We start from the raw sequence: 18,035 nt of genomic DNA on the forward strand, positions 1-18,035 counted from the left end.
TAAGAGAGATTTTTTTAAACAGTTAAATTAAGGGAATTGTCATTTCGGTAAATTAAATTGCTTTACAGGATTTCGCTTATGTGCTGTACGTCTATGCATTCTTTCAATAACCTCTTTATCTTTTCCTGGAATTTCTTCACCTTTTAAATAGGCATCAATCTTATCATAAGTTGTACCCATCTCAGCTTCATCTGTTTGTCCTTCCCAAAGTCCTGCACTTGGATCCTTATGAACAATTTCATCCGGAACACCTAAATAACTAGCCATTTCTCTTACTTCTTGTTTTGTAAATTCTACAATTGGTAAGATATCTACTCCACCATCGCCATATTTTGTGAAATATCCTGTGTACCACTCTGCTGCATTGTCTGTTCCAACAACTAGGTAATTATAATTAGCTGCAACAGTGTATAACGAACTCATGCGTAATCTTGCTCTAAGATTAGCTCCTGCCAGCTGATCATTTTTTTCTTTGAATTCATTTTTTTGTTTTAATTGATTCTTAATATTTTCATACATCACATGATGTGTTTCTGTAAGATCTACAGTAAGTTCACTTATTCCAGAGCTTTCAATTACTTTTTTGGCATGAACCATATCGTTTGGATTGCTATCCAAAGGCATCATTACACCTAGGGAATTTTCAGGAAATGCGCGCTGAATTAAGTGTGCTACAACTGCAGAATCAAGACCTCCACTTACACCTACCATCAACCCGTTTACACCAGCTTCTTTCACGCGCTCCTGCAACCATTGCACAATCTCATCTACTACTTTTTCCATAATATTTTCCGCTCCCTTAACTAAAGTAAAGATTTCTACATTGATTTTAGCATTAATTTAACACTATTTAAAAAAGATTGCCTTTTCAACCAGTCCGCTTCCATTTTGGATAAATAAATGTGAATTGATCTATTTGAGGTGTTATACAAAAAGTGTATCCATTCCCTGAGCACGTCACTTGGTATCAATATAGCTAATAACCATGCCTTTAAATGTCTTTCCTCAACCATATTGTAAGAAAGCAACCTATTTAGGTCCCAGTTTATATATGGTAAAAAGCGCTGTCCCAGCTGAATGTAATCGTATAATTGCGGTGCACATAATAGAAGATCAAAGTCGATGATATATATCCCTTTTTGGTTACGAATAAAATTATGTGAAGCGACATCCCCATGTACCCAATCACCATTTATTTTAGCTTGTTGCTCTAACCTATTCCAGGGAATTTTAGATACAATCTGCAGCTGTATTTCTGTCGTTTTTACTATATCCTCAAACAATGATTTAAAATGATAATTGTCAAAAATATAATCTGTCTTTTTAAATGTTTGTAATCTTTTATACCAACGAAGGTAAAATATATCTTTTTTTAAACGATTTAACACATTAATTCCTGTAGCTTGCCCGTGAAATTTCTTTAACGTTTCCAGGCTTTCTATTCTATCTCTATCAACTAAATAATTTAATTTTTTTCCACGAATAAATGGCGATATTGTCCAATAGTATGATTCATCATAGATAAACTTCTTCTGATTCGGAAAGTGTTCAAACGAAATTATATCAGGAGATTTTATCTGTTCAAAAAAACTCCATTGTTGTTCCATTCGTATCTTATTACGATGCTTTTTTAAAATAAAAGATTTATCATTAAAAGCTTTCAAATAAAATACATTACGATTGATATTAGTCATGTTTCTTGTATCAAGCATTCCATGTTTATATAAAAAAGAAGAGAGACGATCATAATTCATCTCGTCTCCTTGAATAAAGCTACTCACCTTTCGAATCGTCCTCTTCTTCATCTTCGCGGAAATCCAACATTGAATTCTCAGCAAAACCTGGTGGTGATGGATATGGCATATTATTATTAGCGGCATTTGCAAAATGTGGGTATGATTGTGGCGGCATATTTGGTGAATGAAACCCTTGCTGTGCGCCCATTGTCTGTGGAGGAACCTGTGCATTAAAAGGACTGTAATCATTCAACTGAGGGCTCTGTGTTGGTTTCACGGGCATCTCCATACTAGGCGAAGGCTCAATTGATTCCATCATGTTTCCATAATGGTATGGATTATTATTCATTGGCATTTGACTCTGACCTGCATACTGGTTCGGGTACTGATTTGGCATTTGACTCTGACCTGCGTACTGGTTTGGGTACTGATTTGGCATTTGACTCTCGCCTGCGTACTGATTCGGGTACTGATTTGGCATTTGACTCTTACCTGCGTACTGGTTCGGGTACTGATTTGGCATTTGACTCTGACCTGCGTACTGGTTCGGGTACTGATTTGGCATTTGACTCTGACCTGCGTACTGGTTCGGGTACTGATTTGGCATTTGACTCTGACCTGCGTACTGGTTCGGGTACTGATTTGGCATTTGATTACTTTGCATTGGACTTACCATTGGTTGTGGACCGCCACATCCACAATCTTTCTTCCCCATTGCATTTGGAACAGCGTGGTGCATCGGAGGTGGAGGGCAGAAACAATAGATTGGAATCATTGGCTGTTGCATAGGCATTTGTTGCATCTTTTCTGGCTCTTCCTCTTGAATTGGATATTGAGGCATCTCTGGCAAGTTTATGGTGGTATAGTTATTCATTTCTTGTTCCATCATTGGCATTTGAAACATAGGTTGCATAGGCAATTTTGGTTGCATTTTCGGCTGCATTGGCATTTTCGGTTGTACGCTCTTAGGCTTTTTCTCATCATCTTCTTTAACAACTGGTATAGGCTTTGGAGAGGTGTCTTTATACGGTTGCTGTGTGGTAGGCTTTTGAGTTTCTTTCATCTGCATTGTTTCCTTCTTAACCGGCTTTGATGTACTGGGTATTTTAATTTTCATGCCAGGCATTATCATATCCGGGCTAGATAATTGAGGGTTTAACTGTTTTACTTGTTCAAAATCTACTCCATAATTTTTAGATATCTCCCATAATGTATCGCCCTTTTGTACAATGTGAATTTTCAAATCAAACCATACTCCTTTCGTTTCAATTTAAAACTGGGCAAATCACTCATTAACAACATATGCAAAGAAATTGTAAAAGTTGAAATAAATTTTTCTAAAATCTTTTGCTATTGCCAGGGTTTAATGACAAAAGCCTTAGCTGCACTTATATTGGTTACCAAAAATTTCAATTTCCTATCTCCAAAAATTGAAGACAAATTATTGCCTTGTAAATAAATAAAATCAATACGTAGTTGATATAAACTGCGAAGTAGACTGAAGGTAACCAATTCGTATTTATAGTGTAGTTCTCTAACCACGCAGTTGGAATATACTCGCTTTCCGTGGGCTCACCACGAGCCTCCTCGCTCGCAAAGAACGCTCCCTGTGGGGTCTCTTAGGATCGCTGTCCCACAGGAGTCTCGCATATTCCATCTGCTGAATTAGACGTTTTATTTTATTGAATAAGTGAGCAAATACAGCGGAGGAAATACACGCAGACTCCTCCGGGAGGAAAGGCATCGAAGAGACCCCACAGTGCGCAGCACGAGGAGGCTCGACAGCCGCCCTAGGTGCGCGAAGTGTATTTCCGAAGCGGTGTCATAGCACTCAGCAATTTTTTAAGTTGGTTCGCAGTTTATATCAACTGTGACGATTAAAAAGCAAAAAAACTTACGAACTAGCCAAAAATTAAAAACCGTTTACCCTATTTAAAGGAGTAAACGGCTAATATTAGATATTCATTTGGTAAACGGGATAAGTACCCAAAACTGTTACCTTGCACCCCAGTGCCTCCAATTCAGCCTGAACACTCGGGAAAAGGACACCATCATATGGCTGATTAACATCTACTATAAAAAAATAATTTCCTAAACCAGTTTTCATGGGTCTTGACTCAATTTTTGACAGATTCATTTTGCGCCAAGCAAACGCAGAAAGCACCTGATGAAGTGCACCAGCATAATCACTTGGCAACGTTATTAATAGGCTGGTCTTTTCAGCTTGTTTATCGTGTCTAATCTTAACAATATCTTCATTCTTTGCCAGCACTGCAAACCTTGTATGGTTGTTTGGGTAATCATGGATATTTTCTTGATAAATTCTTAATCCGTATTCTTTGGCTGCCAGCTTATTACCAATAGCAGCAATATTCCTGTCACTGTCACTAACTACCTCAGCTGCTTTACCAGTAGAAGACGTGAAATTTATTGCTGCATCAGGCATATATTTATGAATAAATTGATGACACTGTGCAATTGCATGACTATGCGAATGAATTTCTTCCAAGTTTGATAAATCACCTGAGAAATTAGGGTCTACAAGTAAATGCTGTTGTATTGGTACAACGATTTCAGCAATGATTGGTAACCTCACTTGATGTACAAGATAATCAACTGTTAACTGTACTGTTCCCTCAATTGCATTTTCAAGTGGAACTACACCAATATCAATCCGATTTTCTTCAACAGCATCGATGCATTCTGGAATCGTATCAAAGCTGTGTTTATCTTCTCCGTTAAATGCAGTATCTACAGCTAATTTTGTAAATGTGCCACGCGGTCCTAAATAACCTATTTTCACCATATCCTAGTCCCCCTTATCACAAATATCTACTATGTCTACTCAATAAATTCGAACTCAAAATCCATAATTCGAATAGTGTCACCGTCTTTAGCTCCACGTTTTCGCAGAGCGTCGTCAACACCCATTCCGCGTATTTGCCTAGAAAAACGCTGCACTGCTTCATCTTTTGCGAAATCAGTCATCTTAAATAATTTTTCTATTTTACTACCTGACAAGACATATGCACCATCAGAATCTCGCGTAATCGTAAATGGAGTTTCTTCTTTTTTATATCGATAGACAACCTTTTCATCAACATCCTCTATCACGTTCGAATGCTTCGGTATCTTATCTAATGTATCTGCAATTTCAAACAATATATCTCTCAATCCATCTTTCGTTAACGCAGAGATAGAATGGACGGGGTATTCATCTGTTAATTTCGCTTTAAATTCCTGTAAGTTTTCCTCAGCCCCAGGCATGTCCATCTTATTAGCCGCAATAATTTGTGGTCTGTTCATCAACTGATTATCATATTCTTCTAATTCCTGATTAATTTTCACGAAATCATCATATGGATCTCTGTCTTCAAAACTAGACATATCAACCACATGTAAAATTACTCGCGTACGCTCAACATGACGTAAGAACTGATGACCTAACCCAATCCCCTCATGGGCACCTTCTATTAAACCAGGTAAATCAGCCATCACAAAACTTCGATTGTCTGCTGTATCAACGACTCCAAGATTTGGTGCTAACGTTGTAAAGTGATAGTCAGCTATCTTTGGTTTCGCAGCACTAACTACGGATAATAATGTAGACTTTCCAACGCTTGGAAAACCGACTAACCCTACATCTGCAAGTAATTTTAATTCTACTTTAATATTACGTTCCTGCCCAGGCTCGCCATTTTCAGCAATCTCTGGAGCAGGATTTCTTGGAGTAGCAAAACGGGAGTTACCACGCCCGCCACGGCCACTTTTAGCTATTACAGTCTCTTGACCATGTGTGGTTAAGTCAGCAATCACCTCTTGTGTATCCTCATCAACCACCGTTGTGCCTGGCGGAACAGCTATTACTAATGGATTTGCATTTTTACCATGCTGATTTTGATTCATCCCATTCTCTCCGCGTTTAGCTTTAAAATGGCGGTTATACCGGAAATCCATTAACGTGTTAAGTCCTTCATCAACTTTGAAAACAACATCGCCGCCATTACCACCATCACCACCGGCAGGTCCACCTAAAGGTACATATTTTTCTCTCCGATATGCAACAAGGCCATTTCCGCCATCACCTGCTTTAACATATACACTAACCTGATCTACAAACATTATTGCTCACCTCATTAGCATGGGATTTCTATAGTACACACGAAACCATCCGGCTCCTGATGTACTTCTATACCCTGTCCCATACTTTCTATATTTTTCATTAATTTTTCAATACTAGGCAAATTACCATTAACAGTAAGTTTTAATTCTATCATAGATGAAGAAGATACTTCATACATTTGTAAATGCATTTCATATAACTCTGTTTCATCAGACGTATTTTTAATCTGGCTCATCAGTTGATTCAAGCTGCTTTCCATCACTTCATCTAAATACTGTAAGTCCTTTTTATTTGTATGTATATGATATGTCAAACGAAAATTGCTATGTAGGGAATCGAATTGAATTAAAGATAATGCAAACAACGGAGCATTTAAATTAACAAGTTTCCGTTCCTCATCCAGAAGCTGCAAATATTCCTTTACCTTCGACTCCACTTTATCTGTCTTACCCATACTTAAATAGCCTTGGATAATCTGCAGATGATTCAATAAGTCATGGCGATAATGGCGCAAAACCTTTATAACATCTTTTTCTTCCATCTTTCTCTCCCCCAGTACTAAAGAAAGTATACCATTTAAGAGCTTAGTTTGTCGCCAAATGGCTAAAGTTACAGTTAGGCTGGTAAGCAAGGAGTTTATATGAAAACACCTCTATAGCTCTACTACAAATTTATTTTCATGGCTGCTGCGCATTGAAGAGCCACTGAGGTTTAACGAACAGGAGACTCTATTTAAATAAAAAAGTCACCTTTTCGAAGTTATCTGGACACTGAAGACCCTATTCCACATATATCATGGTTAATAGAGGCGATTTGTGCCAAATAAGGTAAGGTCTCTGATGTCCATAAAACCTGTATGAAAACACCTCTTACAGCATTTTCATAATAATGATGGCTGTTCACTCGGCCCATGTTGGTTTCTTATCTGCCTAAAAAAACTCCAACCATAGAATTGGCTGGAGTTTTAAAATACTTATTAAGCTTCCTTGGCAACTGGATATACACTTACTTTTTTGCGGTCACGACCATAGCGTTCAAATTTAACAATACCATCGATTTTTGCAAATAAAGTGTCATCTCCGCCGCGGCCTACGTTAACACCAGGATAAATTTTTGTCCCGCGTTGACGGAATAAAATAGATCCACCAGTAACAACCTGGCCATCCGCACGTTTTGCACCAAGACGTTTTGATTCTGAATCACGACCGTTCTTAGTACTACCAGCACCTTTTTTCTGAGAGAAAAACTGTAAATCTAGACGTAGCATGTTGTTGCACCTCCTTATTTACTTTGAATTGTAACAAACTTGCTATACTCACGTTCTATAGTTTCTAATGAAATAAGCATACCTTCGAACAAGAGTTGAACTTTATCCGAAACAGCCTTATCCAACTGACCAGGAACAGTTACACAAAGATAACCACCTTCATCTCCCTGTTCGATCTCAAGCTCTGCTTCAGAAAGTTTCATAACTGCATTTACTGTACCAAATGATACAGCCGAAACACCTGCACAGACTAAATCATAGCCATACGGCCCACTATCTGCATGTCCGGATAATTCAAACATAGTAATTTGATTATTATTTCGATATACAGTTACATTAATCATAAGCCAAAACCTTTATGCATTAATTTTATCAATAACTAATTTTGTGTATGGCTGACGATGACCTTGTTTACGATGATAGTTTTTCTTTGGCTTATATTTGAAAACAGTGATCTTTTTTTGACGACCTTGTTTCTCAACTTTTGCCGTTACTGTTGCACCACTTACATATGGTGCACCTACCTTAACATCATCTCCACCTACGAAAAGAACATTTTCAAAAGTAACAGCATCATTTGCATCTGCTTCAACTTTTTCAACGTAGATTTCTTGTCCTTCTTCAACTTTCACTTGCTTGCCGCCTGTTTCAATAATTGCGTACATATCTTGCACCTCCTAATCAACTAAGACTCGCCATCACAGGTACCCGATAGAGTTTATAACCTGCTTTGCGCGGTTGTAGCACTGGTGCTACGATGTTTAACGTATTGATGTTACCATGTTTGAGAAACATTTGTCAAGCTGCCACATAGAAATTCACCCTTACAGATTACTTGTGATTTCACCAATTGGCTTACTGTAATTTCTCTCGTGAAAATAGCTGTGCAAGCAATCCATTTCATCAATAGATTCTCGAATATCTCCAGGAAATGTAACATAAATAGGATGTCTCTTTTCCCGATGAAAATTACTGAATATATCCATTAAAAAACTATCATGCGATACTTCCATGGGGCGAACCCCTTTTATATATGTCTCACCATGATAACGCCTAAGTAAAAAACGAATAAACACATAATAACGCTGCTTCCAGTCTGATCTGTTCTCCATAAGCAAAAATAAAAATAGAATAAAGGCACTCAATGTAAACGGCATGAAGATTAACTGTACGATTAAAAATACAATACAAGTACATATTGAAAAAATAATAACATAATCATATGCCTTACGATACGGTAATAATGTTGAGAGAATCTGGAATATTAGCTTACCACCATCCAATGGCCAGATTGGTAATAAGTTAAATAATAAAATTGCACTATTATAAAAAAATGCCAACTCAATAATCGAGGATGGTACTGTACTATTTACAGACAAAAATAATAACAGCATGTAGATAAATAAATGCTGAAAAGGTCCTGCAATGGTAACTAGAATTTCCTCGAACAGGGGTTTTGTTCCATTCTCGTCGGTATCCATTACACCACCAAAAACCCACAGCATAATACCTCTAATACGCCACTTAAAAATTTTAGCCATAGTGAAATGACCAAGTTCATGGAAGAGTACGATTCCTAATATAACCATCAGCTCTATGAATGTACCTGTCAAAAATGAAACAATAATAAATATTAATAAAATTGGATGAATGTGGATTACAGGAAAAAAATTACGGAGAGTCATCAACTTTAATCACCTGTACAGGATCCACAAATTCATTTGCTTTTTCAATAGCGAAATAAACCATTTCATTCTCAGTAGATGGCTCAATTTTTCCTAACATTTGATTTTTATCTACAAACTGGTACAAGTGAACATCAATCGAACTTAAATAGCCATATACCGTTTTACTACTGTCAGCATGCTGGACAATTACTGTTTTTTTAGTCTCCCTATCATTCCCTGCAAAAATCACTACGCCTCCACGCAAAGATGATACATTCGATGCTTTTTCTGGTGCTATCAGAATTCCAGTCCCATTCGCTTGAAATGATTCTGAAACACTTCCAGAAACAGGTAAAGCAAGTGATTGCCCTTCATCTGTATTTTGATTCTGATTTGGTGTCAATGCCATTGGTGCACCAAATGTTTCCTGATACCACTGATTAACGCTAGCAAATGGAAATTCTTCAGTTAATGCATTGCCTGTCCACTTTTTAGGTCCTGTTAATAATTCTGCATCAGTTTGGAACAACAGGGCTGTACCAAAGAAAAGCATTACTGAAAGAATTCCCTTGACAGCAAATCCAGAAACACGCTGACTAGTATTTTTTGACGTACCAGTGTTGTCAGTGAAAATAGGGAAATAACCATGTTTTTCTTCTTCCTGTGGAAAAGATGGCAAAAATTGCTTTGAATGTTTGTCTTTTGGATTCAATCCTCGCATTTTTTTCCGTTGATTAATTGATTTCCTTACTTTTTTTATCCCTTTATTCATTATCCTCACAACCCTCATCATGCTTTTGTACAAGTCTATGTGCAAAAGGGTAAGGATATGTTAAGAATAATAATAGAATTCTTCGACGAGGTTAGAATGTGATAATCATGATAGGAAAACTATTCATTTAAATGGATAAAAAAACATGCAAAAAACCTATGTATGGTTTTTCACATGTGAAATTTAATTATTATGAGCGCATCCCGAAGAAACTTTTAACCTTTTGAAACACGCCTTTTTCATCTTCAAGTGACTGAAGTGGTACAGTCTCACCTAATATTCGCCGGGCAATATTTCTATATGCAATTGATGCCTTTGAATTTGGCTGAAAAGCAACAGGTTCTCCGTGATTTGATGCTTTAATAACTTCATCATCATCAATCACAATACCTATGAGGTCGATAGATAGAATTTGAATAATATCATCTATATCCAACATATCTCCGCTTTTCATCATATGATTACGTATACGGTTAATTACGAGTTTAGGAGATTCTATATCCTCTTTTTCCAATAATCCTACAATCCTGTCTGCATCTCTAACACTTGATTTTTCAGGGGTAGTTACAACAATCGCTTTATCTGCTCCGGCAATTGCATTTTGGAATCCTTGCTCTATTCCAGCCGGGCAATCAATAATAATATAATCGTATTCCTGTTTTAGTTCTTCAACAATTTTTTGCATACCTTCAGTTGTTACTGCTGTCTTATCACTAGTTTGTGCTGCAGGTAAAAGTGTTAAGTGATCGAATCGCTTATCCTTTATTAATGCTTGTTTAAGTTTACACCGTTCCTCAATAACGTCAACAATATCAAAGATTATGCGATTTTCAAGTCCCATTACAACGTCAAGGTTTCTCAAGCCAATATCTGTATCAATCAGACAAACCTTGTTCTCCATTAAAGCCAGAGCAGTACCGATATTTGCAGTTGTGGTTGTTTTACCAACTCCTCCTTTACCCGAAGTTATTACTATTGATTCACCCATTCTGCATTCTCCTTTCAAACCCGCTTATATCTTTTCGTTTATGTGAAAGAACTTGTAGTCGGTCAATAACAATCTTATCTTGTTTTTCGTCAATCAGACCACATTCCATATAAACTCCCTCAGATTCATAATCTGGAGCTCGGCTAATATAATCTGCTATACGAAGCTGACTAGGTTTCATATATGATGCAGCTATTACTGCATCACGATCACCATTTAGACCAGCATGCGCGATTCCTCTAAGACTGCCCATAATGAAAATATTGCCTGTTGTAACAACTTTACCACCAGGATTCACATCACCAATCAGCAGCAGGTCTCCAACCACTTCTAAAACCTGGCCCGACCTTACTATTCTATTAATTGATTTTATCTCACTATCCTCTTTCCACGTTAATGCCTCATCCCTGCGAATGACTTCGGAATCAAAGGATTGTATAGAGAAACGGTTTTTATTACCTATCAAATCACTTAGCTGTTTTTTTTGCTGATCATTAAGATATCTATTCCCTAACTTCACTGTTACAGGAACTACTGGTTCATCGTGGCTTGGATTATTCTCTGCAAGTTTATCACTAAGTTCATCCATAACCTCTTCGAACGACCCTTGATCCTCAATGAATAATGTTAGTCCGTCCTTTGTACCCTTAATGATTATCATTTGTTTCTTGTCAATCACAATAAGCTCACCTCAATAATTTACCTAGACATTAAAATGTAGTATTTGTAGATAATTGTTCATTTCTCCAGCTGCTAAGTTTTTTAAACATTATCGGATATAATGCGGCTAAAAACAGGATATTGGCAATTACTGTTGGTGCCATTCGATAAATTAGATAATCTTTCCATATCATATCTGATATTCCAACTACAGTATAGATGGCATTAATAATAACCTCACACAATATCAACCCTATCATTCCAAGTAGCAGGCTTACAAAGAAATTAGCATGAAGCATTTTCGTAAGTCCGTGAATAATATATATTACCAAGGCGTAGGAGAACATGTAGACACCTAATACTCCTGTGTAGACAATATCAATTAACAAACCAAATAATAATCCATACAAAACGGAAAAATATGTGTTTTCTCTATCATAGAAAATAGCTAAAAATAACAGAAATACAAAGACCCAATGGGGAACTATAACCAGGTCACTCTTCGCTAGCGAAATAGGCAATAATTCCAGTGCAACACCTTCTAATACAAGAAATGAAAAGAGGACAAGGGGAATAATTATTCGCTTCATTACTCATTATCCTCCTCGGTATCTTTGGATGTTTTGTCTTCAGCGAGAGCACGGTCAACAACAATCACATTATTTATTTCATACATGTCTGCTGCTGGTTCGATAAGCGCAGTTCGTGTTAATCCATACTGGTCAGGCTTAACCTCTTTAACTGTTCCTATTGGCAATCCAGCCGGAAATACACCGCCCATACCAGAAGATACAACTAATTCTCCTTTTTCTATATCCTTATTAGACTCCTCGATAATTTTAAATAACAAATTATTCGATTCATCATCATACTCTTCAATTAACCCAAAAATATCATTGCTTTCTTCTTGAGAAATCGTTGCTGATATCCGGTTAAATTGATCAAAACCCGACAGCAGTTTAACAGTTGATGTAAACTGAGAAACAGTCTGTATTTTACCAACCATACCTTCTGCTGTAATAACTGCCATATTTTCTTTTACGCCATCTTGTATTCCTTTGTTAATCGTTACTTGTTCAATCCACTGTTCAGGTGATCTGGACATTACAGTTGCCTGAATCGGATTGTAATCTTGAATAGATTTTGTTTTTTTTAGTGTTTCACGTAGTTCGTCATTGTCTTCCTTTATTTCTTGAACTTCATAAACCAAACTTTTATATTGAGCTAACTTTTCTCGTAATAGCTGATTCTCATTATACGTATTTTTAATGTCATCAATATTTGTAAAAATAGTCGTTACATAGTTTACTGGAGTGTGTATTATATTTTGCGCCCATCCTACTGTATCTTTTAAAAACTGCTCTGGTGTCGAAAGATTATCTCTATCCCTTAAGGAAAAACCTATCATTGCAACAAGAATAATAATTCCAATTAATAGAATGAACAATCTTTTTTTGCGAAAAATTGGCATAAAAACACCTACTTACTCAATAGTAGGACGAGATGATACATTCGGATGGGAGCGAAAGTGTTGAATGTATTCCAATGATTTGCCTGTCCCAATTGCCACACTATCCAGAGGGTCTTCTGTAACAAAAACAGGCATTTTTGTCTCATCACTAATTATTTTGTCTAAGTTTCTTAAAAGAGATCCTCCGCCAGATAAAACAATGCCGCGATCCATTATGTCTGCAGCCAGTTCAGGAGGTGTTTTCTCCAATGTGTTTTTGACTGCATCAATAATGGCTTGAACTGTATCATTTAGTGAAACAGCTATTTCTTTTGCGGTTATCGAAATCGTCTTCGGTAGACCAGTTAATAAATCACGACCTCTTATATCCATTTCGATATCTTCGGTAATTTCTCCTGCAGTTCCAATGTCCATTTTAATGGATTCTGCAGACCGCTCACCTATCATCAAATTATAATGTTTACGAATATAATTGGTTATCGACTCATCCATGTCATCACCTGCCGTCCGAATCGATCGACTCGTCACAATACCACCAAGCGAAATAACAGCAACTTCAGTAGTACCTCCGCCAATATCAACAATCATACTGCCTGTTGGTTCCCAGACAGGTAATCCTGCACCTATAGCTGCTGCAAATGGTTCAGCAATAGGATAAGCATCCTTTGCACCAGCTTGTTTTGTCGCATCAATAACTGCGCGTTCTTCAACCATTGTAATACCAGATGGCACACAGATCATTACGTTTGGCTTCCTAGCAAACATGGATCGATTTCGCATGGCTTTTTTTATATAATACTTCATCATTACTGCAGTAGTGTCGTAGTCTGCGATTACACCGTCTTTCATTGGTCGCACAACTGAAATGTTTCCAGGAGTCCGCCCAATCATATTTCGTGCTGAACTTCCTACAGCTTCGATTTCACCTGTTTGAATATTCTTCGCAACTACTGTTGGTTCGCGAACAACAACACCCTTTCCTTTTACAAATACAAGTGTATTTGCAGTACCTAAATCTATACCTAAGTCCTGTGAAAAACTAAATCCTCCCAAAAAAATCTCCCTTTCCAAATAGCAAATTCGTTAGTTGTATGTAGCTTTACTATATCTATTTAGCTTTAGTGTTGCAATATAACTTCAACTCATAATTTTAAACATTTTTATAACTTAAAGTAAACATCTTTATCCATTTAGATAATTATAATAAGCGCCAATTTCAATAAAAATCCGGAAACTGGCGCCAACTTTTACTTCTATACAATTATACGAAAAAAATTAAAAAATAGATAGTGTTATAAGTATCCTTTTTCTTTTAAAGAGACAAATTTACGATCACCAATAACCAAATGGTCGAGAAGTTCTATACCTATCATCTTTCCTGATTCAACTAAACGTCTTGTAACATGTATATCTTCTTGGGATGGGGCTGGATCTCCGGAGGGATGATTGTGAGCACAAATAATTGAAGCTGCAGAGCGTTTGACAGCTTCTCTATATACTTCACGCGGATGTACAATTGAAGCATTTAAACTTCCAATAAAAATGGTTTGACGATGAATGATTTGGTTTTTAGTATTTAGAAATAATACAACAAAATGTTCCTGGTTCAAGTTTCGCATTTCTTCCATGACATAATCTGCTCCATCTTCCGGAGATCGAATAATATATCGTTCATTCGGCTTATATTGGTTCATTCGTCTCCCTAACTCCATTGCTGAAAGCAACAATACACCTTTAGCTTCTCCAATACCTTTAATTGCTGTCAGTTCCTCAATAGTAGCGTCTTTAAGCAGGTTTAACCCCTCAAAATGCATTAAGACACGATTGGATAATGTCATTACTGATTCGTCTCTTGTCCCACTTCCAAGCAATATTGCGAGTAGCTCCTGGTTAGACAAATGACTTGAACCTAATTTAAGCATTCGTTCTCGTGGACGATCTTCCTTAGGTACATCCTTAATCATAATAGTCGATGAAGTCATCAACAGTCCTCCTTTGTTAAGATAAATTCATATTATCTATTTATTCGAATTCGAACAACTTAACAAAAAACCATTTTTGGACTCATTCCATCGCCTATTATTCAATTTCTCCTACAATAAAATTTATCTTTACACATAAGAGATTATGCTAAAATCTAAAACCGACTATTTGTCTTATTTTTTGAACCCTTGTATAGTTAATTCACCAAAAGATTAAATTGATACCATAAATTTAGTAACATGCGCTGTTCTTGCCATTTGTTGGCTTGAACAAGTTTAGAAATCTCTTTTTTTAGAAAAGAGGTAAATCCACCAATGTTTGTTGAATTCTTGGGTATTGTATTCACAATATTTGCCCATCCATCTTCTGATAAGTTTTCACTCTTGTTCACTGAAATCAATGATTCAGCCCATTGCTTATTATAAGCCTTGAGCCAGCTGATTTCATCATCACTCAGTTTAATTTCACTTGATTCTGTACCCCAGTTCTTCACAAAGACCTCTAATTTATCTTCATTGAGCTCATTAGCTAGTTGATTTGCCTTATCCTTTGAGTTCGCGATTCCTGCTAAAACGTAATAATAATTTTCTTTTAACCAGATCATTGCAGAAAAACCAGCTTGATTGAATTTATCTTTCATTTCATTAGCATTTGCTTCACCTTCAAATTTCCCTGCCTGTAATACAAAAGCATTCTTTGATTGAAATTGAGCTGCTGAGATAACTTCATCCGAAGCTGTTTCCTGATCATCAGTTTCCTTGTTTGTCTCATCCTCGTCCTCATCATCTACTGTCGCAGGTATAGTGTAATTCTGCTGGCTAAGACCCTTATCAATATCAACAAACATGTTTAACATAAAGAAACCTAACACAGACCCAATTATGATAGCGGAAATCGAGGCAAGGATTATTGGTTTAAAAGAGCTGAATCTGGATTTCCGACCAAAGTAATGTTCATTATTACTATCATCGCTATGTCTTCTTACAAATGTAGGTACCTCATCACCATTAGCTTCTTCCAGCGTAGCAGCTGAATAGTCTTTATTAAATTCCTTGATGGAGTATTTTTCATCTGGATGATCATCTCGGTTTAACGTTGTCTTCTTTCCACCCATCCATACTGTAATTTTATTATCTTTTCCCAACCATTTCCCCTCCATGTGCGAGTTTGTTTCACTCTAGCACATGACTAGTAAAAAGTAAGACGATTGTTGTCACTCTTTCAAAAAAACGTTCAACATAATCTGATTACTTTCTACAAAAAAGGTGACCTTTTGATTTTAGGCTGTTTTCTAAAATGTGTTGCTAACGATATAGAATGCGACACTGGAGCAATGTTTTTTTTCGCTTCGGTTACCAATGTGCGACAATATTTAGCTTCCTCAAATACAAATACCATTGCCCGCGAGGAAATTCAGCGCAATCCCGCGGAAATCGGGGCATCAAGTACAGCAATGATGCAATGTTTTAAGCACAATTCTTCAAAAAAACAAGCTCTTGATTACGTTTATAGCATAATAAACGATCAAGAACTTTTGAGGTCTTCGTAAACGGCAACCCGATTTCTACCCTTCCTCTTTGCTCCTATATACATAGCACGGTCTGCATGGCGAATTAATTCACTTGGTGTTTCGCAATGAATTGGAAATACAGAAATTCCAATACTGGTTGTAATAGCTACTTTTAATGGAGCCGTATTATTAACAATATGCTTATGAACGATAAAAGGGGTGTCAGCAATTAAAGTTCGTATGTTTTCAGCAATTCGGGTGGATTCGCTTAAACCACTATACGGAAGAAATACAACAAACTCTTCACCGCCATAACGTGCAATTACCCCTTTATCACCGACAAAGCTCTTCAGACATTCCGCAATCTGACACAATATTTCATTTCCAGCTTCATGACCATAAATATCATTAACTTTTTTAAAATGATCTATGTCCAACAATAGTAACGAAAAACTTTCATCACTATCGTTTTCAATTAAGTTTTCACAGTAATCTTCCAGCAATTTTTCCATATACCTGAAATTATATAATTGAGTTAGCCCATCTCGTTCACTTTGTGATTTAGTAAGTTCATAGTTTTTCGCATTTTCTACTGCAACACCTAAATAATTAGTTAAAATATCCATTATTTGAAAATGCAGTTTCTCAAATGCTTTTTTCTGTTTAGATTCAATTGTTACAACACCAATAATATCTTCACCATACTCAACTGGTAGTGATAACACACTCTCTGTATCTGAAGGTATTTTTCTGCTTTTTACAGTTGCCCAATCTGAAGCCCGTTTATACAAAAGTGACTTCCCTGTTGCCCAAACTTTACCGCTAAACGCTTCATTCCTTTTCAGTGAGCTAAAAGATGCTTCTGTATTGTTCTCTAAGTCATAGAATTGTTCTAATTTTAATTTATTATCATCCACTATATAAATATAGGCATAATCAATTGGCAGTAAATCACTAATTTCATTAATAAAAACGTTATATACTGAACTTAATTCCATTCGGTTTGTTAATTGGTGACCAATTTCTCCTGTTTTTTCGAGGTATCGATTTATTTCTTTGTAGGAATATAAAAGCATTAATATAATTGAGATAAATACAAATGGTATTCCTAAATAGAAAATCCCTGCACGCCCAATTTCACTATAAAGCACAAATAATACAAAACCCACTGGTATAATTAATAATGATGAGATAAATTCCCACCTTAAACCTTCATCAAAAATTTTAACTTTTCTTTTATAAAATGCTTTATCAATTAATTTGTTAAAAAACTGATTTGCGATAAAAATAGTAATTGCATATCCAAATATTGCCCATACTTGCTCCTCGCTTTGGGTTAAAATCGTTTGATGATTACCCCCTAGTTGACCATATACACCTGCTCCAATTACAGATACAAGCGAGAACATTAACATATTTAATGGATAACGATAATTATCCTTCTTTCCGACACCAGTTTTGGCTAGAACTGTAACTATTGCTATTTGTGTTAATATTATCTCGACAAAAAGACCAAATGTAAGAAAAACTGCTATGCTTATCCCATTAACAAAGAAAACCGGATTGTCATTTATCGTTAAAGGAAACCAGGCAACAATACACATAAACAAAGCAAATAGAAGAATATCGATTAATTGATCTTCTATTCTTACATAATAGTAATTATATGAAAGCCATAATATTGTTGGCCATAAAATAAACCACAGTATCCATGTTAGCTTCATTTTACCTTTAGAAACCATTAATTTACATCTCCTATCATTGTTAAAATGTTAACAAATGATACTTCTACTCTATTTTTAAATCCACAAAAAATCATACTAAAGACTCATAGATTAAAAACTTTCTGATAATTACA

Annotated in this window: 19 protein-coding genes and 1 other annotated feature; all 19 genes read right to left on the reverse strand. The window is 36.2% G+C overall.

Going from position 1 to position 18,035, the window contains the following annotated elements; genetic code table 11:
• Positions 1-39: 39 nt before the first annotated feature.
• Positions 40-783 (reverse strand): NAD(+) synthase, encoded by a 744-nt coding sequence (gene nadE, locus J2Z82_RS02820; protein WP_209479279.1) that lies wholly within the window; start codon positions 781-783, stop codon positions 40-42.
• A 35-nt stretch (positions 784-818) separates the two neighbouring features.
• Complete coding sequence (locus tag J2Z82_RS02825; protein WP_209479280.1) at positions 819-1,781, reverse strand: protein kinase family protein; 963 nt, start codon at positions 1,779-1,781, stop codon at positions 819-821.
• Complete coding sequence (safA, locus tag J2Z82_RS02830) at positions 1,774-2,979, reverse strand: SafA/ExsA family spore coat assembly protein (RefSeq protein ID WP_209479281.1); 1,206 nt, start codon at positions 2,977-2,979, stop codon at positions 1,774-1,776. The genes J2Z82_RS02825 and safA overlap by 8 nt, the downstream gene beginning before the upstream one ends.
• 711 nt (positions 2,980-3,690) lie before the next feature.
• Complete coding sequence (gene pheA / locus J2Z82_RS02835; protein ID WP_209479282.1) at positions 3,691-4,542, reverse strand: prephenate dehydratase; 852 nt, start codon at positions 4,540-4,542, stop codon at positions 3,691-3,693.
• 35 nt (positions 4,543-4,577) lie between these two features.
• Positions 4,578-5,858, reverse strand: coding sequence for a GTPase ObgE (gene obgE / locus J2Z82_RS02840; protein ID WP_209479283.1), 1,281 nt, complete (start codon positions 5,856-5,858; stop codon positions 4,578-4,580).
• A 14-nt stretch (positions 5,859-5,872) separates the two neighbouring features.
• Entirely contained in the window at positions 5,873-6,400 is a 528-nt protein-coding gene (locus J2Z82_RS02845; protein WP_209479284.1) for a Spo0B domain-containing protein, read from the reverse strand.
• A gap of 435 nt (positions 6,401-6,835) precedes the next feature.
• Entirely contained in the window at positions 6,836-7,126 is a 291-nt protein-coding gene (gene rpmA / locus J2Z82_RS02850) for a 50S ribosomal protein L27 (RefSeq protein ID WP_209479285.1), read from the reverse strand.
• 14 nt (positions 7,127-7,140) lie between these two features.
• Positions 7,141-7,470 carry a ribosomal-processing cysteine protease Prp gene (locus tag J2Z82_RS02855; protein ID WP_209479286.1) on the reverse strand — a complete coding sequence of 110 codons (330 nt, stop codon included), beginning with the start codon at positions 7,468-7,470 and terminating at the stop codon, positions 7,141-7,143.
• A 12-nt stretch (positions 7,471-7,482) separates the two neighbouring features.
• Positions 7,483-7,791 (reverse strand): 50S ribosomal protein L21, encoded by a 309-nt coding sequence (gene rplU, locus J2Z82_RS02860; protein ID WP_209479287.1) that lies wholly within the window; start codon positions 7,789-7,791, stop codon positions 7,483-7,485.
• Positions 7,792-7,804: 13 nt separating this feature from the next.
• Positions 7,805-7,876 (reverse strand) — a sequence feature (ribosomal protein L21 leader region).
• A gap of 74 nt (positions 7,877-7,950) precedes the next feature.
• Positions 7,951-8,811, reverse strand: a complete 861-nt coding sequence (locus J2Z82_RS02865; RefSeq protein ID WP_209479288.1) for a site-2 protease family protein — start codon at positions 8,809-8,811, stop codon at positions 7,951-7,953.
• A complete protein-coding gene (locus tag J2Z82_RS02870; RefSeq protein WP_209479289.1) occupies positions 8,798-9,565 on the reverse strand; it encodes a M23 family metallopeptidase in 768 nt (255 codons plus the stop codon). Before J2Z82_RS02870 ends, J2Z82_RS02865 begins: the two co-directional genes overlap by 14 nt.
• Before the next feature lie 190 nt (positions 9,566-9,755).
• Positions 9,756-10,553 (reverse strand): septum site-determining protein MinD, encoded by a 798-nt coding sequence (gene minD / locus J2Z82_RS02875; protein WP_209479290.1) that lies wholly within the window; start codon positions 10,551-10,553, stop codon positions 9,756-9,758.
• Positions 10,546-11,232: a septum site-determining protein MinC gene (gene minC, locus J2Z82_RS02880; protein ID WP_342453595.1), complete on the reverse strand. Its 687-nt coding sequence runs from the start codon at positions 11,230-11,232 to the stop codon at positions 10,546-10,548. Before minC ends, minD begins: the two co-directional genes overlap by 8 nt.
• A 31-nt stretch (positions 11,233-11,263) precedes the next feature.
• Positions 11,264-11,803 (reverse strand): rod shape-determining protein MreD, encoded by a 540-nt coding sequence (mreD, locus tag J2Z82_RS02885; protein ID WP_209479291.1) that lies wholly within the window; start codon positions 11,801-11,803, stop codon positions 11,264-11,266.
• Positions 11,803-12,684: a rod shape-determining protein MreC gene (mreC, locus tag J2Z82_RS02890; RefSeq protein ID WP_209479292.1), complete on the reverse strand. Its 882-nt coding sequence runs from the start codon at positions 12,682-12,684 to the stop codon at positions 11,803-11,805. Before mreC ends, mreD begins: the two co-directional genes overlap by 1 nt.
• A 12-nt stretch (positions 12,685-12,696) precedes the next feature.
• Complete coding sequence (locus J2Z82_RS02895) at positions 12,697-13,737, reverse strand: rod shape-determining protein (RefSeq protein WP_209479293.1); 1,041 nt, start codon at positions 13,735-13,737, stop codon at positions 12,697-12,699.
• A 239-nt stretch (positions 13,738-13,976) separates the two neighbouring features.
• Entirely contained in the window at positions 13,977-14,666 is a 690-nt protein-coding gene (gene radC, locus J2Z82_RS02900; RefSeq protein WP_209479294.1) for a RadC family protein, read from the reverse strand.
• 197 nt (positions 14,667-14,863) lie between these two features.
• A complete protein-coding gene (locus J2Z82_RS02905) occupies positions 14,864-15,811 on the reverse strand; it encodes an SPOR domain-containing protein (protein ID WP_209479295.1) in 948 nt (315 codons plus the stop codon).
• 380 nt (positions 15,812-16,191) lie between these two features.
• Positions 16,192-17,919: a sensor domain-containing diguanylate cyclase gene (locus J2Z82_RS02910; RefSeq protein WP_209479296.1), complete on the reverse strand. Its 1,728-nt coding sequence runs from the start codon at positions 17,917-17,919 to the stop codon at positions 16,192-16,194.
• Positions 17,920-18,035 lie beyond the last annotated feature (116 nt).

Origin of the sequence: Virgibacillus litoralis (assembly GCF_017873675.1) — a bacterium.
Taxonomy (GTDB): Bacteria; Bacillota; Bacilli; order Bacillales; family Amphibacillaceae; genus Lentibacillus; species Lentibacillus litoralis.